Annotated in this window: 29 protein-coding genes; 18 read left to right on the top strand and 11 right to left on the bottom strand. The window is 46.0% G+C overall.

All coding sequences use genetic code 11. The features are described from left to right. Nucleotides 1-11 precede the first annotated feature (11 nt). From hpsB to PN466_RS19620, 14 genes are all read left to right on the top strand, one after another. Nucleotides 12-797 carry a hormogonium polysaccharide secretion pseudopilin HpsB gene (gene hpsB, locus PN466_RS19685; protein ID WP_271942792.1) on the top strand — a complete coding sequence of 262 codons (786 nt, stop codon included), beginning with the start codon at nt 12-14 and terminating at the stop codon, nt 795-797. 75 nt (nt 798-872) lie between these two features. After that, nucleotides 873-2,033 (top strand): hormogonium polysaccharide secretion pseudopilin HpsC, encoded by a 1,161-nt coding sequence (gene hpsC, locus PN466_RS19680; protein WP_271942791.1) that lies wholly within the window; start codon nt 873-875, stop codon nt 2,031-2,033. 36 nt (nt 2,034-2,069) lie between these two features. Beyond that, a complete protein-coding gene (locus PN466_RS19675; RefSeq protein WP_271942789.1) occupies nt 2,070-2,813 on the top strand; it encodes a pilus assembly FimT family protein in 744 nt (247 codons plus the stop codon). Continuing rightward, on the top strand, nt 2,801-3,421 hold the full coding sequence (locus PN466_RS19670) for a pilus assembly FimT family protein (RefSeq protein ID WP_271942786.1): 621 nt from the start codon (nt 2,801-2,803) through the stop codon (nt 3,419-3,421). Before PN466_RS19675 ends, PN466_RS19670 begins: the two co-directional genes overlap by 13 nt. A 157-nt stretch (nt 3,422-3,578) precedes the next feature. Continuing rightward, the gene (locus tag PN466_RS19665) at nt 3,579-4,736 is read left to right on the top strand and encodes a citrate synthase (RefSeq protein WP_271942783.1); all 1,158 of its coding nucleotides are present in this window, start codon (nt 3,579-3,581) and stop codon (nt 4,734-4,736) included. Between the two features lie 391 nt (nt 4,737-5,127). After that, nucleotides 5,128-5,490 carry a rubredoxin gene (locus PN466_RS19660; RefSeq protein ID WP_271942781.1) on the top strand — a complete coding sequence of 121 codons (363 nt, stop codon included), beginning with the start codon at nt 5,128-5,130 and terminating at the stop codon, nt 5,488-5,490. Between the two features lie 29 nt (nt 5,491-5,519). Further along, nucleotides 5,520-6,536: a photosynthesis system II assembly factor Ycf48 gene (locus PN466_RS19655; RefSeq protein WP_271943192.1), complete on the top strand. Its 1,017-nt coding sequence runs from the start codon at nt 5,520-5,522 to the stop codon at nt 6,534-6,536. A 60-nt stretch (nt 6,537-6,596) separates the two neighbouring features. After that, entirely contained in the window at nt 6,597-6,848 is a 252-nt protein-coding gene (psbE, locus tag PN466_RS19650) for a cytochrome b559 subunit alpha (RefSeq protein WP_271942779.1), read from the top strand. A 26-nt stretch (nt 6,849-6,874) separates the two neighbouring features. Further along, nucleotides 6,875-7,009 (top strand): cytochrome b559 subunit beta, encoded by a 135-nt coding sequence (psbF, locus tag PN466_RS19645; RefSeq protein WP_271942776.1) that lies wholly within the window; start codon nt 6,875-6,877, stop codon nt 7,007-7,009. An 8-nt stretch (nt 7,010-7,017) separates the two neighbouring features. Beyond that, nucleotides 7,018-7,140, top strand: coding sequence for a photosystem II reaction center protein L (locus PN466_RS19640; protein WP_271942773.1), 123 nt, complete (start codon nt 7,018-7,020; stop codon nt 7,138-7,140). Between the two features lie 88 nt (nt 7,141-7,228). Further along, nucleotides 7,229-7,345 carry a photosystem II reaction center protein J gene (locus tag PN466_RS19635; protein WP_271942770.1) on the top strand — a complete coding sequence of 39 codons (117 nt, stop codon included), beginning with the start codon at nt 7,229-7,231 and terminating at the stop codon, nt 7,343-7,345. Between the two features lie 275 nt (nt 7,346-7,620). Beyond that, the gene (locus PN466_RS19630; RefSeq protein WP_271942767.1) at nt 7,621-8,184 is read left to right on the top strand and encodes a DUF697 domain-containing protein; all 564 of its coding nucleotides are present in this window, start codon (nt 7,621-7,623) and stop codon (nt 8,182-8,184) included. Nucleotides 8,185-8,333: 149 nt separating this feature from the next. Then, complete coding sequence (cobJ, locus tag PN466_RS19625; protein ID WP_271943189.1) at nt 8,334-10,190, top strand: precorrin-3B C(17)-methyltransferase; 1,857 nt, start codon at nt 8,334-8,336, stop codon at nt 10,188-10,190. Nucleotides 10,191-10,257: 67 nt separating this feature from the next. After that, nucleotides 10,258-11,190 (top strand): glycosyltransferase family 2 protein, encoded by a 933-nt coding sequence (locus PN466_RS19620; protein WP_271942765.1) that lies wholly within the window; start codon nt 10,258-10,260, stop codon nt 11,188-11,190. Between the two features lie 109 nt (nt 11,191-11,299). Here the strand turns inward: PN466_RS19620 and PN466_RS19615 are convergent, their stop codons facing one another. Together PN466_RS19615 and PN466_RS19610 are read right to left on the bottom strand one after the other, a co-directional pair. After that, nucleotides 11,300-12,337 carry a hypothetical protein gene (locus PN466_RS19615; protein WP_271942764.1) on the bottom strand — a complete coding sequence of 346 codons (1,038 nt, stop codon included), beginning with the start codon at nt 12,335-12,337 and terminating at the stop codon, nt 11,300-11,302. A gap of 165 nt (nt 12,338-12,502) precedes the next feature. After that, on the bottom strand, nt 12,503-13,729 hold the full coding sequence (locus PN466_RS19610; RefSeq protein WP_271942761.1) for a pentapeptide repeat-containing protein: 1,227 nt from the start codon (nt 13,727-13,729) through the stop codon (nt 12,503-12,505). A 30-nt stretch (nt 13,730-13,759) separates the two neighbouring features. On the opposite strand from PN466_RS19610, the gene PN466_RS19605 reads away from it, so the two are divergent. Next, nucleotides 13,760-15,403, top strand: coding sequence for a tetratricopeptide repeat protein (locus tag PN466_RS19605; protein ID WP_271942758.1), 1,644 nt, complete (start codon nt 13,760-13,762; stop codon nt 15,401-15,403). 63 nt (nt 15,404-15,466) lie between these two features. Here the strand turns inward: PN466_RS19605 and PN466_RS19600 are convergent, their stop codons facing one another. Both PN466_RS19600 and PN466_RS19595 read right to left on the bottom strand, forming a co-directional pair. Then, on the bottom strand, nt 15,467-15,664 hold the full coding sequence (locus PN466_RS19600) for a hypothetical protein (RefSeq protein WP_271942755.1): 198 nt from the start codon (nt 15,662-15,664) through the stop codon (nt 15,467-15,469). A 205-nt stretch (nt 15,665-15,869) separates the two neighbouring features. Continuing rightward, nucleotides 15,870-16,022: a hypothetical protein gene (locus tag PN466_RS19595; RefSeq protein ID WP_271942752.1), complete on the bottom strand. Its 153-nt coding sequence runs from the start codon at nt 16,020-16,022 to the stop codon at nt 15,870-15,872. 21 nt (nt 16,023-16,043) lie between these two features. Between PN466_RS19595 and PN466_RS19590 the strand changes: the two genes are divergently transcribed. Genes PN466_RS19590 through PN466_RS19580 form a run of 3 tightly spaced genes read left to right on the top strand, consistent with a single transcriptional unit; the run spans nt 16,044 to nt 16,726 of the window. Next, nucleotides 16,044-16,268 carry a hypothetical protein gene (locus PN466_RS19590; RefSeq protein WP_271942749.1) on the top strand — a complete coding sequence of 75 codons (225 nt, stop codon included), beginning with the start codon at nt 16,044-16,046 and terminating at the stop codon, nt 16,266-16,268. Next, nucleotides 16,265-16,498, top strand: coding sequence for a hypothetical protein (locus tag PN466_RS19585; protein WP_271942747.1), 234 nt, complete (start codon nt 16,265-16,267; stop codon nt 16,496-16,498). Before PN466_RS19590 ends, PN466_RS19585 begins: the two co-directional genes overlap by 4 nt. Before the next feature lie 9 nt (nt 16,499-16,507). After that, entirely contained in the window at nt 16,508-16,726 is a 219-nt protein-coding gene (locus PN466_RS19580) for a hypothetical protein (RefSeq protein ID WP_271942744.1), read from the top strand. Here PN466_RS19580 and PN466_RS19575 read toward each other — a convergent pair. From PN466_RS19575 to PN466_RS19550, 7 genes are all read right to left on the bottom strand, one after another. Further along, nucleotides 16,716-16,967 (bottom strand): hypothetical protein, encoded by a 252-nt coding sequence (locus PN466_RS19575; protein WP_271942741.1) that lies wholly within the window; start codon nt 16,965-16,967, stop codon nt 16,716-16,718. The two genes, PN466_RS19580 and PN466_RS19575, sit on opposite strands and share 11 nt — an antisense overlap. A 161-nt stretch (nt 16,968-17,128) precedes the next feature. Next, nucleotides 17,129-17,302, bottom strand: a complete 174-nt coding sequence (locus tag PN466_RS26490; protein ID WP_390890043.1) for a hypothetical protein — start codon at nt 17,300-17,302, stop codon at nt 17,129-17,131. Nucleotides 17,303-17,323: 21 nt separating this feature from the next. After that, the gene (locus PN466_RS19570; RefSeq protein ID WP_271942738.1) at nt 17,324-18,382 is read right to left on the bottom strand and encodes an RNA-directed DNA polymerase; all 1,059 of its coding nucleotides are present in this window, start codon (nt 18,380-18,382) and stop codon (nt 17,324-17,326) included. Next, nucleotides 18,379-18,729 (bottom strand): diversity-generating retroelement protein Avd, encoded by a 351-nt coding sequence (gene avd / locus PN466_RS19565; RefSeq protein WP_271942735.1) that lies wholly within the window; start codon nt 18,727-18,729, stop codon nt 18,379-18,381. Before avd ends, PN466_RS19570 begins: the two co-directional genes overlap by 4 nt. A gap of 90 nt (nt 18,730-18,819) precedes the next feature. Then, nucleotides 18,820-21,549, bottom strand: coding sequence for a formylglycine-generating enzyme family protein (locus PN466_RS19560; RefSeq protein ID WP_271942733.1), 2,730 nt, complete (start codon nt 21,547-21,549; stop codon nt 18,820-18,822). Between the two features lie 223 nt (nt 21,550-21,772). Then, on the bottom strand, nt 21,773-22,507 hold the full coding sequence (locus PN466_RS19555) for a hypothetical protein (protein WP_271942730.1): 735 nt from the start codon (nt 22,505-22,507) through the stop codon (nt 21,773-21,775). 36 nt (nt 22,508-22,543) lie between these two features. Next, nucleotides 22,544-22,735 (bottom strand): hypothetical protein, encoded by a 192-nt coding sequence (locus PN466_RS19550; protein ID WP_271942727.1) that lies wholly within the window; start codon nt 22,733-22,735, stop codon nt 22,544-22,546. Nucleotides 22,736-22,868 lie beyond the last annotated feature (133 nt).

Here is a 22,868-nt window from a genome sequence, read left to right as displayed (position 1 = left end):
AAGGCAAACCGATGAAACCCATATTCCAAAAACCGAAGAATCATTCCTTTCCACCTCAAAGTGAGTCTGGCTTTACATTGATTGAATCGCTCGTAGCGGTGGTTATCCTGACAATTATGTTGGTGGGGATAGCGCCAGTAATTGTCCTGGCAACCGCTACCCGCATTCAAGCTCGGCGCGTGGAACTGGCGACGCAAGCTGCTCGATTCTATATCGATGGAGTCCGAGCAGGCAGTTTACCCGCTCCTAATTCCGTGGTTGAACTGAAAGAAGCAGTCGATCCAGCAACTCGGAAATTTATATCTAAACGGGAAGATTTTGCAAAAACAGTTGCTCCTGCACAATCTTCTTTCCCCGCCACTTGTCCTTTTGACCTACAGCCAACCGATACAGAAACACAGAATGGATATTGCAAGGAAATTAAACTTACAGAAGCAAAAGAAGCTTCAGCCACGAATGTCAGTTTATATTGCTTTGATGGGGATGACCAAGCAGGATGTCAAGCAAGTAGTCCCAATGATTTTATTGTCCAAGCTTATCGTAGCGTGACGGATAAGACTCAAGCTACAGCCCAAGGGCAACTCGATCGAGGTTATTTGTTGGGGATTCGGGTTTACCGCGCGGATGCCTTCAAGGATACAGGCACACTGTTAACCCTGCACGCCGATGGTGCCCAACAGCGCTCTTCTGGAGCAAGTTTAAATCTGAAAGCTCCTCTATTGGAAATGACGACAGAAATTCAAGGTAGCAGTGATAATACAGTTAATTTTACTACTCGATACGGAGGAGGTGGTTAATTAGTGGAATTATTGGGGTTAATACTTATTTATAAGTATTGGGTTAATTATTGAGTAGGTTTAGGGGCAATACTGATGTTTATGTTACTGAATACTTGGTTGAAAAGCTGCCAGAAGAGACGAAAAAACCAGGGATTTACATTGATTGAATTGTTGGTGGCTTTAGTAGTTGCCTCGATTATAATTAGTAGCTTGCTGGGCTTTATGATTGATATTCTGCGGAAAGATCGTAATGAACAAGCGCAGTCGGCAACTCAGCAGGATATTCAAGCAGCAGCCGATTATATCCGCCGAGATTTGGAGACGGCGGTGTATATTTATGATGGAGAGGGACTAAGGGCGATTTCTGGTAACTATAGTACAACAGAATGTAATAGTCCCGTGTCTCCAGGTTCCTATACACCTCCAGCAAGTTGTAGCCAAATTCCAGTTATGGACAGTGCAAGTGGAGAAGGAATTCCTGTATTGGCATTTTGGAAACGAAAGTTCTTAGATAAAGATTTGAGGGTTAGTCCTAGGTCAGGCGATACAACAGTTGGATGCTTGGTAAAGTTGCCTGTTAGTGGTAATCCCTGTAATGACCAAGATTATCAAGTGTATGCTTTAGTGGTTTATTATCTTACCAATGCTAATAGTGGCACTTGGTCAAATGCAATGCAGATTAGGCGAGTTGAAATTCAGGATGGGATTGTGGATACGGGTAACAATCCTCAAGATAATACGATTAGTGGGGTTAAATACGATCTCGATCCTAGTGATGGGTATGCCAATTTTGACCTGTCGATATCGGGGGATAGCGTGCAAGAGAAGATGAATAAATGGCAGAAAACATCTACAGCTTATAATTCGCCTATACAAGTGTTAGTCGATAAAATTGACCATACTGCATTAGGCGATCTTACTTCAGTCCAATCTTTTCCGAATGCAGTCAATTGTCAGGACGCTTTCCCAAATAAAGATGACCCTAGTCCAGCTCCTACAGGTGCGGATGAACCTTGGCAAAGTCCGAATTATGGAGCAAGTGATTTTCCGGCTGCTTTTAATGCGTTTAAGACAGATAGCTTTTTTACTTGTGTTGATTCGGAGGCAGGGATAGCTCAGGTTTATATCCGAGGCAATGCTTTAGCGAGGATTAATCCAACGAATCCTGAAAAATACGATCCGGATAATAATCGGACAGCACTCTTTTTCCCCACAACAAGTATTCAAACGAAAATTAGGGGAAGAGTTCAGTAAGTTATGGGTTATCAAAGAATTTTAGGGGGAAGGGAGATGAAGAGGAAAATTCTACAAAATCAACGGAACTGGAGATACTTCAGCAGGGTGACCAATGCCTTTAGGGATGAAGAAGGGTTCACGTTAATTGAGTTAATGGTTGTGATTGCGTTGATTGGTATTCTCGGTACCATTGCAGTACCCAGTTGGCTGGGTTTTGTGCGCCAACAACGGGTTACTGCGATCAATGATGATGTATCTTTAGCGCTCCAGGAAGCCCAACAGAAGGCCAGAAGTACCAAACTTGCCCAGAGTGTGACGGTGCGGGTGACGAATGAGGGTATTCCGCAAGTTGCCATTCATCCAAAGACGGTTGGTGTGGACACGTTGGATAATGGCAATATTTGGGAAAATTTGGGATCAGATCGGGGAGTTTCTGGAGACCAGGTGATTTTATTTACGAATCTTTTGGTTAACGATCCGGCTAATAACAAAAATAATAAGAATAAGCTCGATGACAGCATAGCTCAAGATACTTATCCTCAACCCAAGGGGAATCAAGGCCCAGTTACAATTATTTTTGACCGAGAGGGGAACTTAGATCCTTTAACTGCGCCTGAGCTAACTACTGGTACTCCTCCTAATCAAAAAGATAAAGGGTTAATTATTGGTGTGGCTGCTCCTCGTGGGAGTAATCCAGCACTGCCTGTGGATAATACGCGACGCTGTATAGTTGTGAGAACGTTGTTAGGATCGATGAAACTGGAGTCTGGCAACAATTGTCAGCCTTGGCAAAGTTGATTGAGGTAAAATTAGTTTGTTTATTACGGGTGCAAATGCTGAACTATCGGGGAAGAGAAGGAGGTTTTACCCTAACTGAGTTGTTAGGGGTTATTGCCCTGATGGGTATTTTAATGGCTATTTCTGTGCCTGGTTATCTTGGGTTTTTGCGGCGGCAAGAGTTGAAGTTAGGGAGAGAAGAGCTTCGCCTCGCCCTCCAAGAGGCTCAGAGTAATGCTAAACGGGATAAATTGGTTTGGCAAGTCAGTTTTCGGAATAACCCCCATCCGCAATATGTAGTGCATAAAGGGTTACCCAGTGGCTCCGATTTGACGGGCTTAAATTGGCAAGATTTGAACAGCAATATCCTGATTATTGATGGGGCAAATCAAAATGAAACCACATTCTATCAGTATACTCGTGGGGTCAATCGGGGGATTTGGCGGAAACAGTTTAATCATCATGGTCATCCCAATGGGCAGTTAGGTAGAATTACAGTTGGGTTGAAAGATAGCAATCCACAGGATAATAACCGGCCTTTACGGTGTGTGATTGTGTCTACGTTGTTGGGAGCGATGCGAAATTCCAATGAACAATCAACCCAGCAGAACGGAAAATATTGTTATTAGACCAAGATAGCCCTGAACTACAAGGGTTCCAGCTCGTAAGCCTCTACTGCTGTGTTGGCTTGTGCGATCATAATTTTTTCCAGAATTGGAATTTTGTGTAAATGGGCATACATTTTCTAAATGGTTCTGGTAATCTGGGACGGTACATTTCACAGGCATGGTAAGTAAAACTATGGCGACAGTCGCTTGTGAGTATAAGCCAGGCTTAGAAGGCATTCCCGCTAGTCAATCGGGCATTAGCTATGTTGATGGGGGAAAAGGGCTTTTGGAATATCGAGGTATTTCCATTACCGAACTAGCCGAGAAAAGCAACTTTATCGAAACGGCCTATCTCCTAATCTGGGGAAAATTACCCACGCAAGATGAATTGGCAGAGTTTGAAGCGGAAATTCGTCATCATCGACGCATTAAATATCGGATTCGGGATATGATGAAGTGCTTTCCCGAAACGGGACATCCGATGGATGCTCTGCAAGCCTCAGCAGCAGCATTAGGCTTATTTTATTCCCGTCGTGCTTTGGATGACCCTCAATATATCCGGGATGCGGTGATTCGCTTAATTGCAAAGGTACCGACTATGGTAGCGGCATTTAAGTTAATGCGTAAGGGTCACGATCCGATTCAACCGCGTGATGATTTGGATTATGCGACCAACTTCTTATATATGTTGACGGAAGAGGTTCCCGATCCGATCGCCGCGAGGGTATTTGATGCCAGTATGATCCTTCATGCGGAACATACGATGAATGCGTCAACGTTCTCAGCGCGAGTCACGGCTTCGACGCTCACCGATCCCTATGCAGTGGTTGCTTCGGCAGTTGGCACCTTAGCTGGACCGCTCCATGGGGGAGCAAACGAAGAAGTCTTGGTCATGTTGGAGGAGATCGGGACAGTGGAAAATGTAGTACCTTACATTGAAGACTGTATTACCAACAAGAAAAAAATCATGGGCTTTGGGCACCGCGTTTATAAAGTCAAAGACCCCAGAGCCAAGATTTTGCAAGATGCAGCCCAGCAGCTATTTAAGCAAAGAGGTCGCGATCGCTATTACGATATCGCTGTTGAAGTTGAAAAAGTCGTAGAAGATAAATTAGCTCATAAAGGCATTTATGCCAATGTAGACTTCTATTCCGGACTAGTGTATCGCAAACTGGGTATCCCGACTGATCTATTCACCCCCATTTTTGCTATGGCGCGGGTGGCAGGTTGGTTGGCTCATTGGAAAGAACAATTGGGTGAAAACCGGATTTTCCGACCCACACAAGTCTATGTGGGCGACCATGAGACTCAGTTTATGCCCATAGATCAACGGTAATTTACAGGGTAATCCAGTCATTGGATGTTCTCTCTATCCTCTCTATCGGCGCGGGTTGACCTGGATCTGGCCTTTCCAGATTCGGCGGGTTAACCCGATTTTTGTGTCATATAGCTGAGAAAGGGAGAGTTAGGACATTTTCCATTTTCTATTGCGATTCATGCCTATTGCCTCTTGCCTGAAACCATAACCTCACTGTCCTAATCAACTCTTTCACTGCTATAGCGCTACAGGCTGGGGAATAGGGGTTTAGAGAATAGGGAATAGGAAAAACTGAGTGTATCCATTACCAATTATCAATGACTGATTACCAGGGCGTAGCGCTATATGTCATAATATTTAACAGAAATTTTAAGATTTCTATAAAAACTCCCAAAGTTCTTGTAGGGCAATGAGTACCGGATCGTCTGAGACCCCAGAAACATCTAAGTCAACTCCAGAGACGGCAAGCGATCGCTATGAGTGTCGAGCGTGTGGCTATGTCTATGAGCCAAGCAAAGGGGATGGAAAACGCCAAGTACCCCCAGGAACCCCTTTTGAGGAATTACCTGAAGGTTGGCGCTGTCCCGTTTGTGGGGCACAACGCCGTAAGTTTGAAAACATTGGTGCAGGCGTTGGAACATCAGGCTTCGCTGAAAATATGGGCTATGGGTTTGGGGTCAATGGCTTAACCCCCAGCCAAAAGAATCTCCTGATTTTTGGGGGGTTAGGACTGGGATTATTGTTTCTTCTGAGTCTTTACGGTCTACAGTAAAACCCGAACTGGCGGTAAAATCCGGAGTGATGCAATCAATTGTGAAAATTCTGCAACGAGTTGTAACATTAATCGCGGTTGTTCTGCTGTGCGCTAGTTGTAAAAATGCTTATTTACCTTCTGTAGAGTCTAGTCCTTGGCAAGTGATTCAGTTACCGACTGAAGAAACGATTCAGGATGTTGGATTTACAGGCGATCCCAGCCATGGGTGGCTAGTCGGCAGTAATGCAACCTTATTAGAAACCAACGATGGTGGGGAAACTTGGCAACCGAAACCTTTAGATCTTGATACGAGGACTCGGTTGACCTCGGTCAGTTTCAGTGGGGATGAAGGATGGATTGTCGGAATGCCTTCCATTCTAATTCATTCGACTGATGGGGGGACTTCTTGGTCTACGATTCCCCTGAGTGCTAAGTTGCCAGGAACCACAAAAACGATTTTGGCTTTAGGGCCAAACTCTGCCGAAATGACCACAGATTTAGGTGCGATTTATCGCACTGAAGATGGGGGGAAAACCTGGAAGGGTTTGGTTGAGTCTGCGGTAGGGGTGTATCGCAATATTTCGCGATCGCCCGATGGAAAGTATGTCACAGTTTCCGCTAATGGCAACTTCTATTCTACCTGGGAACCGGGTGATTCTGCCTGGGTTCAGCATAACCGCAATAACTCCAAACGCTTACAAAAAATGGGCTTCACCACCGACGATAGATTGTGGCTACTGGCTAGGGGAGGTGCTCTCCAGTTTAGTAATGTGGAAGTTCCAGAAACCCCTGAAGATTGGCAAGAAACCCAAAATCCAGAGTTTGCGAGTAGCATTGGCTTCCTGGATTTAGCCTATCGTACTCCAGAAGAAATCTGGGTATCAGGTGGCAGTGGAAACCTGATTGTCAGCTTTGATGGGGGGGAAACTTGGCAAAAAGACCGAAGCGTGGAAAATGTGCCCTCTAACTTCTACCAGATTGATTTTGAATCCCCCGAAATCGGATTTGTGATTGGCAATGGAGGCACACTCTTAAAATATGACAACTCCACGCAATCGGCCTGATTTTGCGTATGATATAAACTAATGATTCCAATTGTCGTGTTCTAAAGAGGAGAAAAAATCATGGCAGGTGGTTCCACCGGAGAACGTCCCTTTGGGGATATTATTACCAGTGTTCGCTATTGGTTAATCCATGCCCTAACAATTCCCATGTTGTTTATTTCGGGTTGGTTTTTTGTCAGTACCGGTTTGGCTTATGATGCCTTCGGTACTCCCCGTCCGAATGAGTATTTTACTCAGGAGCGTCAGGAGATTCCTATCGTAACCGATCGTTATGAAGGGAATAAACAAATCGAGGAATTTATCGGTAAGTAGTTTTTGAAGCGAGCGATCTGAAAATTATGACAAGCAGTAACCAAAATCAACCTGTTTCTTATCCCATTTTTACCGTTAGATGGTTGGCTGTCCATACTTTGGCAGTGCCTTCTGTCTTCTTTTTAGGCGCGATCACAGCAATGCAATTCATTCAGAGATAGGAAAAAAAATGCCCACCCGTAATCAAAATCCAAATAAGCAACCTGTTGAACTCAATCGGACATCCCTTTATTTGGGCTTGTTGCTGATTTTTGTATTGGGGATCTTATTTTCCAGTTACTTCTTTAATTAATTGGGTTGCTCTGAACTGTTCTCTACCTGCTCATTTAGGGTGGAGAACTGCTTAATAGTTGTGTTGTTTAAATCAGGAAGAAACATCAATGTCAGATTTTAGAATTCCCCTTTGGATTGTCGCAACTGTAGCCGGAACGGGTGTATTAGTTGTGGTTGGCTTATTCTTTTATGGAGCCTATGCTGGTCTTGGGTCTTCTATGTAACCCATTTGAGCGCTATGCGCTGGTAATGGGTAATGGTTAATGGGAGGTTAACACCCTATCATCCGAATCTACCCATTTCTAGCCAGTGTATTGCGAGAGTTATATCTCTACACTTAATCCACGCTGGACTGAACATCAGGAGGTGTGGGTTAAGTGTTTTTTGGTGGCGATCGCCTCAGTGATGCCCAGCATTATCGCCAACGTAGTGTACCTAACTTTACTTCGACACAGTTGTATTTTGCTATAATTAAAGGATAGAGCATTTGGTGTAAATTATGAGCCAAAGAACTGAAGCTGATGCTATTGTCCGTTCCCATGTTCTGTGGGCTGTAGGGGGTGGCCTAATTCCTATTCCACTGGTTGATTTCGCTGCTGTGACGGCGATTCAACTGGAAATGCTGCAACAACTGGCCCAAGTGTACAAGGTTGACTATTCCCGCAGCACAGGGAAAACCTTTGTTTCAGCCTTGACAGGAACAACGATCGCCCGTTTGGGAGCCAGTTTTCTCAAAGCGATTCCGGGTGTGGGAACGGCCCTTGGTGGTGCTTCAATGGCCCTGACTTCTGGGGCTTCTACCTATGCTGTCGGACAGGTTGCCATTAATCATTTTTCGAGCGGTGGTTCTCTGAGTAACTTTGTCGAAGACCAGGTAAAATCTGCCTATGATGAAGCCTTCGAGCGGGGCAAAAGTTACGTTTCTGACTTAGAAAAGGACAAGGGAGATGATGCAGCCAATATCTATCAGTCCCTACAGGAATTAGGAAACTTGAGGGATAAGGGTATTCTCACTGAAGCAGAGTTTGAAACGAAAAAACAGGAACTGCTCTCTCGACTCTAGTCTCGTAGAATGTAAACGCACCCTGCGGAGACAGAATATAGTACATTTGAATCGTTCTAAAGTAGGGGCAAGTTCACGCATCTTTTCCTTTTCCCACCAGGATCTGAGTGAACTTGCCCCTACAGGGTGCAGGGATAGGAGATAAAATGATGGTTCAATCCGGGAATTTTCAGGTAGGGTCTTTAGTTGCGATCGCCACGACACCCCGCTGTGCCTATCGTCTGTTTCCCCTCACGCAGTCCCTCGGAGTGGAGCTAGTCATTTCCCCCTCTTGCGCTCAAGCCTTATCCGGGGATAGCTCCCTCGTCTATACAGTCTATCCAGGAACGTTATCGGAGTTCTTACCCACCTTGTGGTCGAAGCATCAAGGCTTGATCTTTGGGTTGGCACTTGGTGCAGTGGTGCGCCTCATTGCTCCCCTATTGAACGACAAAACCACCGATCCGGCGGTTGTCGCGATCGATGAAACGGGAAATCATATCATCAGTGTCTGTGGAGGACATCGGGGAGGAGCCGATCGCCTGACGCGGTTAGTCGCAACTCAATTGGCAGCCGTGCCGATCGTTACTGGGGCTTGCGATCGCCTCAACTTACCCGCTATTGATACGTTGGGACTGCCCTTCGGATGGCAACGGGGAAGCGGAGACTGGACAGGAGTCAGTGCGGCGATCGCCAAACAGCATTCCGTACAAGTCATTCAAGATGCTGGCTCAACCCTGTGGCAACAGCATCTTCCCCACGATCATCCCTTTGAATTTGAATTAGATTCTAGCAGCGCCCAAGCACGGGTTTGGATCAGTGCCACCCAACGCCAATTTACCGCCAAGGGCACATTCCCCAAGGTGCAATGGCATCCCAGAGTGCTGTGGGTGGGGATCGGGTGCGAACGGGGAACCGATGAGCGGGTGATTTCCCAAGCGCTGGAGCAGGTTTTAGGGGCTGCACATCTGGCAGAAGGGGCGATCGCCGGTATCGCCACCCTTGACCGCAAAGCCGATGAGTCGGGGTTATTGGCCCTGTGCGAGACCAAGGGCTGGCCCCTGATCTCCTATACATCCCAGGTCTTACAGGCGGTTTCTGTCCCCAATCCCTCGGCGCTGGTTGCCGAAACCGTGGGCACACCCAGCGTCGCAGAAGCGGCAGCCCTAACCGCGGCTGGAGTCTCTCAACTGTTGGTGAGCAAACAAATCTATCGTTTTCCTGACTTATCCGGAGCCGTTACCGTGGCGATCGCCCAATCCCCCCAAGAATACACCGCTAGAACCGGTCAACTCTGGTTGGTCGGGATGGGGCCCGGAGAGCTACAACAGATGACCCCAGCGGCACAAACAGCGGTCACTCAGGCCGATGCAGTGCTGGGCTATGGGTTGTATTTAGACCTGATCGTGCCCCTGCGTCGTCCCGGTCAAATCATTGAGAGTTTTCCCCTCACCCAGGAGCGCCAACGGGCCGAACGGGCTATAAAATTAGCCCAATGGGGGTTAACTGTAGCGATGGTTTCTTCCGGAGATTGTGGCATTTATGGCATGGCTGGATTAGTCTTAGAAGAGTTGCAAAACCAAGGTTGGGATGGTAAGAGTCCCGGTGTACAAGTGTTCCCCGGAATTACTGCCCTACAAGCGGCGGCTGCACGGGTGGGAGCGCCCTTAATGCATGACTTTTGCGCCATTAGTTTAAGCGACTTGTTAACCCCTTGGCCAACGATTGAAAAGCGCCTGGTTGCTGCTGCTCAGGGGGATTTCGTGACTGCGATCTATAACCCAAAATCTCAGAAGCGTACAGAAGGAATTCGGCGATCGCAAGAAATTTTCCTGCAATATCGTCATCCCCAAACCCCCGTCGCCCTGGTGCGCTGTGCTTATCGAGAAAATGAGGAAATTACCCTAACCACCTTAGAAGACTTCGCCCAACTCGATATTGATATGTTAACCACCGTCTTAATTGGTAATCCCACTACCCGAACCCAAGGCCAATGGATGATCACCCCCAGAGGTTATTTTCCCTAGTAGTTCGTGTTAATGGTTTCGGCTATTGCCGACCTGGAAATTGTTAATGAGTAATGATGAATTGCCTATGTTCTTCAGTGTTGTGATTCCCACCTACAACCGTTTACCGATTCTGCAAAAGTGCCTGAGAGCGCTGGAGAAGCAGCAGTTAAGCGATCCGTACATCGAAGGTTATGAGGTGGTAGTGGTTGATGATGGTTCCACGGATGGAACGTTAGCCTGGTTAGCGGCAGAACGGGCGCAACTGCCCCATGTGCAGTGGTTTGAGCAGGAACATCAAGGACCGGCTGCTGCCCGGAATTTGGGGGTCAAGGAGGCTCAGGGCGATACCATTATCTTTATCGACAGCGATCTGGTGGTGACAGAAACCTTCTTAAGCTGCCATGCTCAGGCGTTGCGGGAGGGACAGGAGAAGTTAGGGAGCGATCGCCTGTTTACCTATGGTGCAGTGATTAATACCTGCAATTTTGACGAGCCAACAGCCGAACCCTACAAGCTTACAGACTTTTCTGCGGCTTACTTTGCAACAGGGAATGTGGCGATCGGCCGTCATTGGTTAGAAGAAGCTGGACTGTTTGATACCCAATTTCAACTCTATGGTTGGGAAGATTTAGAATTAGGAGTCCGCCTAAAAAACCTAGGATTGAAGTTAATTAAATGTCCCCAAGCAGTTGGGTACCATTGGCATCCTGCCTTTAGCCTAGAGCAAATTCCCCGCATGATTGACCAAGAAATCCAGCGCGGACGAATGGGCGTTTTATTCTATCAAAAACATCCCACTTGGGACGTGAGAATGATGATTCAAATGACCTGGATACATCGGATTTTATGGGGCGTGTTGTCGTTAGGTGGAAGGCTGAATGAACGGACAATGGCTCCGCTTTTGCAATGGCTCATCGATCGTGGAAAACCCCAATTAGCCTTAGAAGTCGCCCGCATTTTTCTCAATTGGTACAATGTTCAGGGAGTTTATGCCGCCTATGCTGGGAATGGGGAATAGGGAATAGGGAATAGGGAATAGGTTTCAGTATTAAACCATGTCCTAACTGACTCTTTCTCTGCTATAGGAAAAAACGGGTTTTAGCCTTTCCTTCAATCACCCACCATTACTATGTTACCAAACACGATAGAGCGGCTTGATGACAAAACTGTTGGGCTTGTTTAAGCCAGGCTCGATCGAGCGATCGCTGGCATTCTGGAGCCGCAAATGCGCGATCGTAGGCGATGTCTAAATGGGGATATTCTGCTTTCGTTCCCTGTGCCAGCCGTTTAGCCGTATCGATGCGGACATAGATCTTTCCCTTCTTCATTTGTGCATTCATAAATGCTAGGGCATCAGCAGAAAAAATACGTGGAGGAGAACAGGAAACTATCTTGGCATAGTTTGATAATTTTTCCAGCAAATTCACATCAATCATTCCAGCATTTAATCCTCCTTGCGGATGCTCCCAAGGAACTGCTACTACCACATAAGAGGCATCTTCAAATCCTTTTTCTAAAGACTCAGCACAAGTGAGGCGATCCGGATCAATACCCCGTTCTTGCAGTCGGGATACTTGCCGATCTCTTGTGACCTCTTGTAGGGAGGGACTAATTGCTTGTATCTTCAACTTTTTTTCTATTGCTTTACAGATAATCGGTTGAGCAATATTGCCAATCCCTAAAACCACCATTTTCTCCTGAGCTTTGGCTTGCTCTAATTCTAAATACTCGATCATATGTTCAGCCACAAACGGTGAATTAATGCCGGGCAAATTACTCACAGAAATCCCATATTTATGCGCCGCATCTTTATCAATTGCCCGGGTATCTACCCCTCGACGAATCACCAGCAAGGGACGCTCAGACGCGATCGCCTCTCTCCAAGAACCAAGGGCAAACTCTGGAACTGCATTATTGCCCACAATCAGAACATCCGGTTTAAACCCTGAAAGTGCTTGAGCTAAATCGATTAATGTTGGATCGTTGGCTTCATCGGGAACTTGGGCAATTGCAATTCCTGGAATATATAAAATCTCTTGATGCTCCATGGAGTGATAAAGCATATGATGATCTATTTCTGTCAGTTGAAACTTTTCCTTGTAGAGGTTATCGATCGGTTCTAGATGTAGCTCTTCAATGATACTGCTGTGAATCGGATGAGACACTAAGATTTTGCACATAACGATTAGATCGCGATTGGAGGCTAGACCCTAATCATAGAAGCAAAAAAATCAAACTTCTCAATCTACAGATAGTTTTAATATTTGTAGTTTCCCAGTATTTGTAGGTGGGTATTGCCCACCCTACAGGTTCATTGAATTGAGATATCTTCAGCGCGTGTGCCAACAATAGCCGGGTTTACCATCAGGTAAAATCGCTTGGCAAAAATGGGTTCTAATTAGACTAATATTTTCAGTTGAAACATTCAATAAAATCGCCCCTCGTAAATCCACATTTAACAGGACAATGTCACGGAAATCTGCCCCTTCTAAATCGGCATTGCGGAAACTGGTATGGCGCAATTCAGCAAAACGGAAGTTAGCTCCGACTAAATCAGCATCTTGGAAACTGGAACTTAAGATAAAGGCATTTTCAAAATTAGCATTTCTCAATCTTGCACCCGTAAAGTTGAGTTGAATTAACCGGGTATTCTGAAAATTTGCATCTCGCAGATCGATTCCAGCTAAATTGACCTTACGCAGGATAATTTCTCCTAACTCTGTATTTCTGAGGTTAGCCGTAAATAAATCAGCGCCTCGAAGGTTTGCCCCTTCTAAAATAGCGGACTCTAGATCCGCATTGCGTAAATTGGCTTGTTCAAAACTCGAACTGCTTAAATCGGTCTCACTTAAGAGCGCACCTTGCAGATTAGCACGATTAAAATTAGCCTGATCTAAGAAAGCACGACGGAAATCAGCAATGACGCTATCCGTGTTTTGGAGGTTGGTTTGTTGGAGCGAGGAACTTCTTAAGTCAGAGATAAATAAATTAGCGTTTTGCAGATTGGTTTGGTCTAAATTTGCTCCCACTAACCGCGCTCCTTGTAGGGAGGCTCCGTTTAAGTTTGCCCCTTCTAAATTGACATTTTCAAGGTTAGTGCGACTTAAGTTTGCTCCAGATAAATCTACTCCGGCTAAATCGCGATTTTCTGCTCCTTGATTAATTAATTCCCAAGTTAATCGCCATTTGGGGTCAATTAGGGTATCCTCGTCTAAACGGGCATTGCGTAAGTTGGCTCCAGCAAGATTAGCATAACTGAGATCTGCCCCCCTGAGATCTGCGCCTCGGAGATTAGCGCCTTCAAGGTTGGCTCGGCGTAAAAATGCACCTCTGAGATCTGCTTGTTGCAGTTTTGCCTGTTTTAAGTTGGCTCCGGATAGGTTACTATCGCGAAGGAAAGCCCTTTGTAAGGGAGCTGATTCTAGATTACAGCGATCGCAGTCACGGGTGTGTCGCAGTCGTTCCATATGTCTGCGCCTAAAGGCTTGTGCATCATCGGCAGATAGGGCAAAAATAAAGAGGAAGAGGACAAATAGTTTCAGGGGATAGATATTCATAAAGCTTTAGCTAGATGGAGTTTGATGAACGTGAGCAGTAAACGAAGATTTTGGATTTCTCTTTCTGGGGTAGTGCTGGGAATGCTCTGCGGTTTTCCCAGTCGGGTGAATGCACAACTGGAATTTCTCGATCCTTTTCGTCAACTGGCGGATTTTGACTATTGGGCGAATTTATGTAATTTGTCGGTGGATGAAGATGCGGGCAAAATGCTGGAAGCGTGCGAGCAGGCACTGTTGATGAGACCAAAAGATTCTCAAGTGTGGGCCGATCGCAGTCGTATTTTACTACAACAGAATCGCTATGCTGAAGCCATTGCCTCGGCAAATACAGCTACTCGTCTAGAATCCAAGTTTTCCCGCGCGTTTACCTATCGCTGCCAGGCTTTATTGAAGTTAGGGCGCTATGAAGAAGCTCTAGAAGCGTGTGAAGAAGCGCTGCGCTTAGATACGAATTGGGGACAGGAAAATCCCGTCATCGCTTGGTATCAGCGCGGTTTGATTCTGATGGCTCTAGAAGAATATCAAAATGCAGTAACGTCATACGATCGCGCCTTAAATTTAGAACCAGAGTCTTCCTTGGTTTTAACCTATAAATGTGGGGCGCTGCTAGAGTTGGAACAATATCAGGATGCGATTGCCGCTTGTCAAACGGCGATTGAGATCAATGATAACTGGGAACATGAGTCGGAAACCCTGGCGTGGCAATATTTAGGAATTGCCTTAAATCAAAGTGAGTTGGCAGAAGGGGCGATCGCCGCTTACGATCTAGCTTTAAATAATAATCCCCAAAATCTACAGGCTTGGATTCAACAGGGAATGGCGCTAAATGAGATGGGGCGAGATTTAGAAGCGCTCAATTCCTACACTCAAGCCCTTTCCCTACAAGCAGATTCTACGTTGGCTCTCGTCCTGCAATGTGAAACGTTGAATAAACTCAAACGCCATGAAGAAGCCATCAAAGCGTGTGAAGCGGCACTCAAAGGTGATGGAACATGGGGAGACAGGGGCGTTGCGGGAGCTTGGAATCAACTCACAATTGCCTATACTCAACAAGGGCAACTCGAACAAGGGTTAGTTGCAGCTAACCGCGCTGTGGGGTTTCGTCCCGATTTTGCCGAAGCGTGGAATAGTCGAGGGGTAACGCTCTGGTATTTAGAAGACTATGGCCAAAGTTTAGACTCGATTGGTCGCGCTCTGCAACTGCAACCGAATTATGTGCAAGCGTGGCTTAATCGGGGGAGGGTGTTGCGATCGGCCGAACGTTATGTAGAATCAGTAGGAGCCTACGATCAAGCCCTACGCTACGAGCCAGAGAATGCCGATGGATGGGCTAATCGCAGTGTAGCCTTATGGTATCTGACCGAGTACGATCGCGCCTTAAAATCGGCACAAGAGGCGATCGCCCTAGATGAAACCTCATTCCTAGGCTGGTACAATCAAGCCGTAACCTATGGTTCCCTCGGTCAATACGAAAGAGCTATTTATTCCTACGCTCAAGCTGTACGTCTTGCCCCCCAAAATGCCAGCGTCTGGGCAGCTTTAGGCGTAATGTTACAAAAAGCCGGTCGAGATGCGGATGCGGCTGAAGCCTTTCAAGAAGCCTTAAAACTAGAGCCAGAACAAGAAACCGCCCGTCAAGGCTTACAAAGCCTGAGCCGCAAGTCAGCGCCCTAGAATTTACTGAAGTTCTACTTAAGGATAGTGTTGGGTTACCCATTGAGGGATGAAAGTCAACTTCTAACTAATTTGGGCGATGCGGAATCCCATTTGACATTCATACTGATTCGGTATGTGGCGATCGCTTTTTGCCAAAGGATGACCACAGGTCAAATTTCCCTGTCTCCAACGAGGTTCACCACTGCGATCCGCCCAGCAACAGCTTTGGCAAACCGTTTTTGGTGAAATAATCCGATCGTCCATCATAATGACTAACATGACTCAATCTCCCAAAAATTTGATGTGGCAAATACCTTTACCTTATATTGTAAGTGATTCTTAAAGTAAACCGTGCCCAACGATACAGAGCTTAATATTACCAATGGGTAATACAATCGGAAATCCTCAGTCCCACTCTGTCATTGCTAACTTGACAGTCATAATTGGAATTTGCTGATATTCTAATAAAACTAATAAATCTTTATCACCGGTAATGGGGATCTACCACCACAAGGGTGGATTTAGTGATAAAATCACTAAGATTAAACGTGAGAATATGGGTGATATGATAAGAAATCATCACCGCAACTAAACGAGCATCATGGGTTCGTTTTCCCAGGATGCGATCGCTGGTCACTAAATCTAGCCAGAGGTTTGGATGAGTAACAAATCCTTATATGAAATAACACTTGAGAATGAAGATATTGTGGTCAAGATCGATCGCAATTTAATCAGTCAGGATCGAATGACAAAATTCTTAGATTATCTGGAACTAGAAATCATCAGGAACCGTAGCCAGTTATATGAAACAGACGCAGAAAATCTGTCCGAGCAAATTAATCGAGATATTTGGTCGAATCTGCAAGATAAATTACTGAAGTGAACTTTGAGATATTTGGGGAAATTAAAAGTATTGAAATTATTGCCGTTGGAAACTCTATTCGAGAGATTGAACGGTTGCGAAAAGTTTATGGATCGGGTCGCTGGCGTAAGTTAAAGGGAATTGCTACTATTGAGTTAGAGAATGGAACCATCTGTGAAGCTGAATTGCACTGGTATGAAGCTCATGGGATCGGTAAAAAAGAAATCAAGATTAAATATATTTTGGAGTAAATTTAGTTTATGGAATTTGTAGTGTGCATTAATAATCAAGGTTATCCGGCTTCTTTGGAATTACGGAAAATTTATCAAACTCTTCCAGATCGGCACGCCAATTTGCAGGATATGATTCGTGTGATTGATGAATCTGGAGAAGATTATTTGTATCCTCAAGGGTATTTTATGCCTATTGAGCTTTCGGAACCCTTAGCCACAGCACTCTGTACTTCAATTAAAAATTAAAAATAATATTATTCTTTATACAAATAATCAACGTGCTATTCTGTCCGGTAGGATGACGATCGCGAGCCTCAATTGCATGGATCAAATCAGCAATTTGGTTTAACTGTTCATCATTGAGTTGGTCTAGCTTTTCCTTGATTTGCTGAAGTAACATGGTTAGGCGATCAACGTTACTAAACAGATTTAATTTTATCACAAATTCCCCGTAGGGGCGAGTTATACCCAAATCTAAAACACCCACCAATCAATCCCCTAAACCCGCCCCACCCCACTAGGAAATTACAAAAGAGTGGAATTGGACAGCCTTTCGAGTCATATTCGCGAACATCACCTACTAAGCTGCCCAACGCCGGTTTATTTTCGGATGCTCTCGCGAACATCCCAGGAATAGGTCTTGACTCTTCAGAAATACCCCCCATTCATTCCCATGAATGAGTTCTGAGAGCGAAGAGTAATCGCCAAGGGACACACCACGCGAAAACCGGTGTTGTTGTTCCTATTGTCCGCCACATTCCTATTGCGATTCTGAGAGCGACAATTGTCTGAATTGTTGTTCCAAGAACCCCCACGAAGCAGCCGGAGTTGCCTACCCCTTCTTTACTCCCTAGAAAAGACCAGTGAAGCAAATACCTGTTGACGCAATTGCCAGGTATCGCCATACTCCAGATGGGCGCACCAGCTTTGCCAAGACTGTTGAATAGAGTCCATCTCTATTTTACCTTCAGCGTAGTCATTTTGTAACGTTCGCCATCGCCGTCTGGATCGTCTGAGGTTTTCATTGCGAACTCGAATACAGTCAGGGAAAATACGAAATCCTAAAAAGTTTGCTCCGTGACGAGTAGAAAACGTTTGACTTTTAATCGGGTGAATTTTTAGCCGCAATTGCCCTAGATACTCTTCAATTTCCTCTCTCGCTTCCCTGAGAAATTCGCGGTCATTCGAGAACAGAGCAAAATCATCCACATAGCGAACATAGGACTTAGCCCTGAGTTTCTCTTTCACAAAGTGGTCAAAGCCATTCAGATAGATGTTAGCAAAAAACTGGCTGGTTAAATTCCCAATCGGTAATCCTCGCCTCCGTGCCAGAGGAGAGAGTAAATCATCTCCTGGAAAATGGTGAATAGCAACCGGTTGTTCATTGCTATGGTCAATAATGGTATCGATGAGCCAGAGCGTATCCGGACATTTAATTTTTTTGCGGATTAAGGACTTCAGTATTTCGTGGTCAATACTAGGAAAGTATTTTTGAATATCGCATTGTAAAACATAATCATGAGACCGGGCAAACTTGGTAAAGCGCTTGAGGGCGCGGTGAGTGCCAAAGCCCACACGATTGGCATAGGAGTCAGAAATAAAGGAGCGATCGAATAACGGTACAATAACATTACACAAGGCATGGTGAACCACTCGGTCTCGATAGGGAGCCGCAGAAATCATCCGTTTCTTCGGTTCCATGATGTAAAAGGTGTTGTACTCTCCCGGCTCGTAGATGCGATCTTCTAACTCTCGTTTCAGTTGCCCTAGGTTCTGTTCCAAGTGATAATTGAATGCCAGCACTGAGTCCCTAAATCGTTTGCCTCGTTGGGCTTGTCGGGACGCTTGCAGTAAGTTGCTAAACTCCACAATATCTGACCCAAGATAACCATAGCGTTTCATGAATTTTTCTCTCGTCGTTGCTGTTGTTTAATCCAACCGCCCAATTCCTTGCCAATTTCATTCATCAACCCTCCCACATACTCATAGCGTTGAACCGAAATTAAGTCAAAATCTCGCAGTAGGCGGGTTTGATAGCGCAAAATTTGTAGCCGACTGTTCAGGGGAATGAGAAGTTTCAGTTTTTCCGACTCATATTGTGCTATAATCAAGTTCTCCAGTAAATCGTACAGCCCCCCAATCATGCGGTCTCCTAAGAGGAACTTGTGAGTGCGGGGCAGGCGATTGAGAATGGGTACATACCATTTAATCAGATCGTAGGTTTTCTGGATAATCGATAGTTCGTTCATGGCGTTATTTTGAAAAAAAATTCCGCCTTCGGCGGAAGAGAGAAAAAAAGTAAAGAAGTGTAAAGGAAAAAAGGAATAAAGAGAAAAGGGCTAGGTCGTCATCGCCCAGGGACACACCACGCGAAAACCGGCGTTGAGGTTCCTAAGGTCCGCCACAATCCTAGCGCGATTCCGAGAGCGACAATTGTCTGAAAGGTTGACCCAAGAACCCCCACGAAGCAGCCGGGGTTTTTGTTGATTTTCTTCATCACTATTTGACCATATACTCCCATCGTTAGGTGCGCCTTCATAGTTACTATGCCACTCATCCGCACACCATTCCCAAACATTCCCACTCATATCATAGATACCCAGTTCATTCGGATTTTTCGTCCGTACATCATGGGTTTTGCTGCCCGAATTACCGCTATACCAACCCACCTCATCCAAGTTATTGCTGCCTGCATACTTATAACCCTGGCTCCGGCTGCCACCACGCGCTGCATACTCCCATTCCGCCTCACTCGGCAACCGCACCGGTTGCCCTATCAGTTCTGAAAGCTTCTGACAAAACTCCTGAGCCTTATGCCAGCTCACCTTTTCCACAGGGCGGTTAGCCCCCTTGAAAGAAGAAGGATTAGTCCCCATCACCGCCTCATACTGAGCCTGAGTTATGGGATACTTGCCCATGCGAAACTCCGGCACAGTTACCGCGTGAACCGGCTTTTCATCATCGCGTTTTGTACTTCCCATCTGGAAAGTCCCCCCCTCCACATACACCAGCTCCAGCATTAGGTTACTGAGCGAAGTCGAAGTAACCGGAATCGGAATATTCAGCGCCTTCCGTCGCTCCTCCTCCCGTCTCCTTTGCTTCACCTCTGCTCGTTGCCGTGCTTCCTCCGCTTCCTTCGCCCTCCGGCGCTCATCCGCCCGCCACCGTTGTAATTCCTCATACTTCCGCGCCGCACTCTGAGAACCCTTCTCTACCGCTTCCGCATAATTCGCCAGCGCTGTCTCCACATCCTTCAACTGCCGATAAACATCCCCCCGCGCCTCATGAAACTCAGGGCGACTTGGTTGCAGTTTCACCGCCTTATCCAAATCCGTCATTGCCTGCTGGAGTTCTCCCAACCCCTGATAAGCTAAGGCACGGTAATAATAAGCCATGGCACGAGGAGCCAGAGTAATCGTTTGCTCAAAATCATACCGCGCCCCCTCATAATCTTGCGCTTCCAACCGTTTCACCCCGCGATGGTGGCACGACTGGGCAATATCGAGTTTTCGCGAGTCTCCCACCACCAACAAACACTGATTCAACTTCGCCACATACCCCTCATCGGCAATATTCAAGGCACTCCCCAGAGTCTCCAGCGCTTCACCCGTAACCGGAAGTTGGCGCTGGGAAAGCCAACGGGCAATAGACGCTTCCATCAACTGCTGCGTCGGGTTAGAATCCGGCAAATTCGAGAACGCCAAAGCCACATCCAACAGCAAACTGGGCACATCCAACCCCACCTCACCCGACTTTTCTATCAACGCTTGGTAGTGAGTCAGGACACCTTCCAGGAGCGGTTGCACCTCATAGTCAGACATCCCCTCAATAAACTCAGCCAGCAATTCCGGCATTTTCGGCGCAGTGCCATGACGCAGCAAATGATAGTCATCCAGCCTCATCCCTGCCGCAAGACAATGGAATCGGCTCAGATATTTTTTCAGCCGCATAATACCGGAAGTCGTAGGGCGATACTCGACTGCAACTTTGGCATTTGAGGCTATACGTTTTTCTTCTCTCAGCAGTTTCTTTAAGTTAAAGTCGTCAATTTCATTTTCTTTAGCATCACTTATGGCTTCTTGAACCTCCGCTTCTGTGAGTTTCTCTTTCTTCTGCTGCCACTCCCGCGCCAACTCTCGCTGCGCGTCATAAATAAACTCTTTATGGGAAAACTGGAATAAAATCGATTCTTTCTGCCAATCTGGTTGTCCCGCATCCCAGAAAAACAGAGAAAAATTCAGCAAATCTCCTGAAACTTTCGACTCTAAAATAATCGTCGGCACAGCCGAAAACAGATAGTGCAACGACAGCACCGCCGTGTCACCTTTCATTCGGTTTGTATCCCAGAGTCCTGTAATCGGTTTTGCCGGGCGTTCCGAGTCCCCTTCCGAATAATGGCATTCGAGAAAATTGCTCAATTCATCCTCAATATCATTCGCCATTCGCGGCAGTCCAGAACCCGCATTCGGATAGCGGTCAAATTCCACATCCGGAGGCGAAACCACCACCAAAGGAGGAATTGGTAAACGGTCTCGATATTGCTCGTAATATTGCATCAACGGTTTCGGCGGAGTGCGCCAAGGTTGGGTATCCAGAATGCGCCGCTCTTGATCGTTATCTCGATTAATTTTAGCCGTCAAGAACGCCATAAACAAGCTAAATTCCTGCTGGCTTTTTTGCAGTTCCTGTTGCAGTTGTTGCCGTTGCGCCTCTAGCCACCGTTCGTGTTCGATGTGCGAGGCTAACCGGCGGTTTTCCGAGTCTTGAATATATCGAGTCAGCGCTTCTTGATGTTCCCTAGAGAGTTGGGCTTGTGCGGCTTGAAATTCCCGCGATAATGCCGCTTGCTCCGCTTCATGTTCCCGCCGTTGCTCTTGCAGGACATATTGTAATTTCAAGCCTTCCAATTGGATTTTTTGTTGCTGTTCAGCAATCTGCCGTTGATTGGCAGCCATGATTTCAGTATTTTCTGTTCGGTTATCGATTATGGCTTTAGTGGGAAAGACAACAGATTTAGCCCAATTTCCAAATTTTTGCACTAATCCTTGTTTTCCAGGTAGTGATTTCATGATGATTTCCTCCGATAATTTTGTAGTGGACTGTTTCACCTAAAATAGGGCTTTGTTTGTAGTAAGTACTTTAGTGCTTAAAAGTCTAGCTGGAGATTGCTCAAGCCCTCACTACAAACGAAATTTTAGCGAGAGGGTGGGGGCGGGTTCAGGGAAGTTATGGATGAGATTTCTAGATTTGGGTATAACCCGCCCCTACGGTGGATTGTTTTTTTTGTTTTGACTAACTTTGGTTGTAGATTAATAATGCTGCATCTGACCAGGTTTGGGCATAGCCTAAATCTTGTCCATGAGCATTATAGGCATGATGGTTATTGCAATTCCAATTCCCAGCAACATTGCCATTTTTCCAATAGAAACTGTTGCCGTTATACGTGCCAACTATACCGTTATCAAGCCAAACGTTGTGGTAATTGTCAGTCCAAATCTTACAGCCAAAGGTCATGGATTCAGCGTTCCCTAAATGGCTGGTAAACCAAGAGGATTGATGGTGACTTTCCGTCGATGCCATATAATCATGACTGGCATCCATGGCGACTTGAAATTGCTCGACTGGAATCTCTACACCGCGCCCTTCTGGTGAACCCGAATCATTGACAATGACATGGGTGGGTTGTTGGGTTTGGGGGTCAATTTCTACGCCAATCACTTGTACAATATGGTCGGCGGGTTGTCCTGCAAGTAGATGGGGGTCGATGATTTCGGGCAACCATTCAACGGTGGAATTAACGGCAACAAAAACCTCTTCACCCTGGTTTAATTTGGTGCTAATTTCCCCTAAATTTGCCCCTAGATGGCTCTCGACGGGAACTTGGGCTTGATTTGCCAAAAGTTTGCCAAAGTCCTCACTATGGGTTCCATGGGCAGAGTCGTACCAACCTCGCTGTTCGGCATAGTGGCTCAGTTGCGCTTCTGAGTAAGGGTGATGGGTGAGATGTTCGATCGCCGATTGCTGCACGGCAATCCCACAACTATAATCATCTTGCTGCTGATGCTAGTAGTTCATTTCCTCGGCTGGATGTCCGACAACCGAGGATTGGTCTTGATTGGAGTCATAATGGTCGTGGTTCCAATGATACGTTTGATCCTCATAGGTGTTATAAGGGTCTGAATTGACATCCAGGGTGGTGTCGTAATGGGTATCGAGCTGTGAAGATTGGCTACTGTCATCTGGGTAAGTGTTCATAATGGAATCGGTAATGGGTAATGGGAGGTTAGATGAATTCTTTTATTGTCCGTACACCTATTTTAATTCCTTGGGAAAGGGAGAGTGATTCATTTATGACCTATTCCCCATGCCCCTACCCCCTATTCCCTAT

This window comes from Roseofilum reptotaenium CS-1145 (genome assembly GCF_028330985.1).
Lineage (GTDB): Bacteria > Cyanobacteriota > Cyanobacteriia > Cyanobacteriales > Desertifilaceae > Roseofilum > Roseofilum reptotaenium.
The sequence above is the reverse complement of the archived record's forward strand: the minus strand, read 5'-3'. Positions and strand labels throughout refer to the sequence as shown.

Excerpts from the sequence above, each read along its gene's own strand:
- hpsB (WP_271942792.1), top strand. The coding sequence starts at position 12 with ATGAAACCCATATTCCAAAAACCGAAGAATCATTCCTTTCCACCTCAA.
- hpsC (WP_271942791.1), top strand. The coding sequence starts at position 873 with ATGTTTATGTTACTGAATACTTGGTTGAAAAGCTGCCAGAAGAGACGA.
- PN466_RS19675 (WP_271942789.1), top strand. The coding sequence starts at position 2,070 with ATGAAGAGGAAAATTCTACAAAATCAACGGAACTGGAGATACTTCAGC.
- PN466_RS19665 (WP_271942783.1), top strand. The coding sequence starts at position 3,579 with ATGGTAAGTAAAACTATGGCGACAGTCGCTTGTGAGTATAAGCCAGGC.
- PN466_RS19660 (WP_271942781.1), top strand. The coding sequence starts at position 5,128 with ATGAGTACCGGATCGTCTGAGACCCCAGAAACATCTAAGTCAACTCCA.
- PN466_RS19655 (WP_271943192.1), top strand. The coding sequence starts at position 5,520 with ATGCAATCAATTGTGAAAATTCTGCAACGAGTTGTAACATTAATCGCG.
- psbE (WP_271942779.1), top strand. The coding sequence starts at position 6,597 with ATGGCAGGTGGTTCCACCGGAGAACGTCCCTTTGGGGATATTATTACC.
- psbF (WP_271942776.1), top strand. The coding sequence starts at position 6,875 with ATGACAAGCAGTAACCAAAATCAACCTGTTTCTTATCCCATTTTTACC.
- PN466_RS19640 (WP_271942773.1), top strand. The coding sequence starts at position 7,018 with ATGCCCACCCGTAATCAAAATCCAAATAAGCAACCTGTTGAACTCAAT.
- PN466_RS19635 (WP_271942770.1), top strand. The coding sequence starts at position 7,229 with ATGTCAGATTTTAGAATTCCCCTTTGGATTGTCGCAACTGTAGCCGGA.
- PN466_RS19630 (WP_271942767.1), top strand. The coding sequence starts at position 7,621 with ATGAGCCAAAGAACTGAAGCTGATGCTATTGTCCGTTCCCATGTTCTG.
- cobJ (WP_271943189.1), top strand. The coding sequence starts at position 8,334 with ATGGTTCAATCCGGGAATTTTCAGGTAGGGTCTTTAGTTGCGATCGCC.
- PN466_RS19620 (WP_271942765.1), top strand. The coding sequence starts at position 10,258 with ATGTTCTTCAGTGTTGTGATTCCCACCTACAACCGTTTACCGATTCTG.
- PN466_RS19610 (WP_271942761.1), bottom strand. The coding sequence starts at position 13,729 with ATGAATATCTATCCCCTGAAACTATTTGTCCTCTTCCTCTTTATTTTT.
- PN466_RS19600 (WP_271942755.1), bottom strand. The coding sequence starts at position 15,664 with ATGTTAGTCATTATGATGGACGATCGGATTATTTCACCAAAAACGGTT.
- PN466_RS19590 (WP_271942749.1), top strand. The coding sequence starts at position 16,044 with ATGAGTAACAAATCCTTATATGAAATAACACTTGAGAATGAAGATATT.
- PN466_RS19580 (WP_271942744.1), top strand. The coding sequence starts at position 16,508 with ATGGAATTTGTAGTGTGCATTAATAATCAAGGTTATCCGGCTTCTTTG.
- PN466_RS19570 (WP_271942738.1), bottom strand. The coding sequence starts at position 18,382 with ATGAAACGCTATGGTTATCTTGGGTCAGATATTGTGGAGTTTAGCAAC.
- avd (WP_271942735.1), bottom strand. The coding sequence starts at position 18,729 with ATGAACGAACTATCGATTATCCAGAAAACCTACGATCTGATTAAATGG.
- PN466_RS19560 (WP_271942733.1), bottom strand. The coding sequence starts at position 21,549 with ATGAAATCACTACCTGGAAAACAAGGATTAGTGCAAAAATTTGGAAAT.
- PN466_RS19550 (WP_271942727.1), bottom strand. The coding sequence starts at position 22,735 with ATGAACACTTACCCAGATGACAGTAGCCAATCTTCACAGCTCGATACC.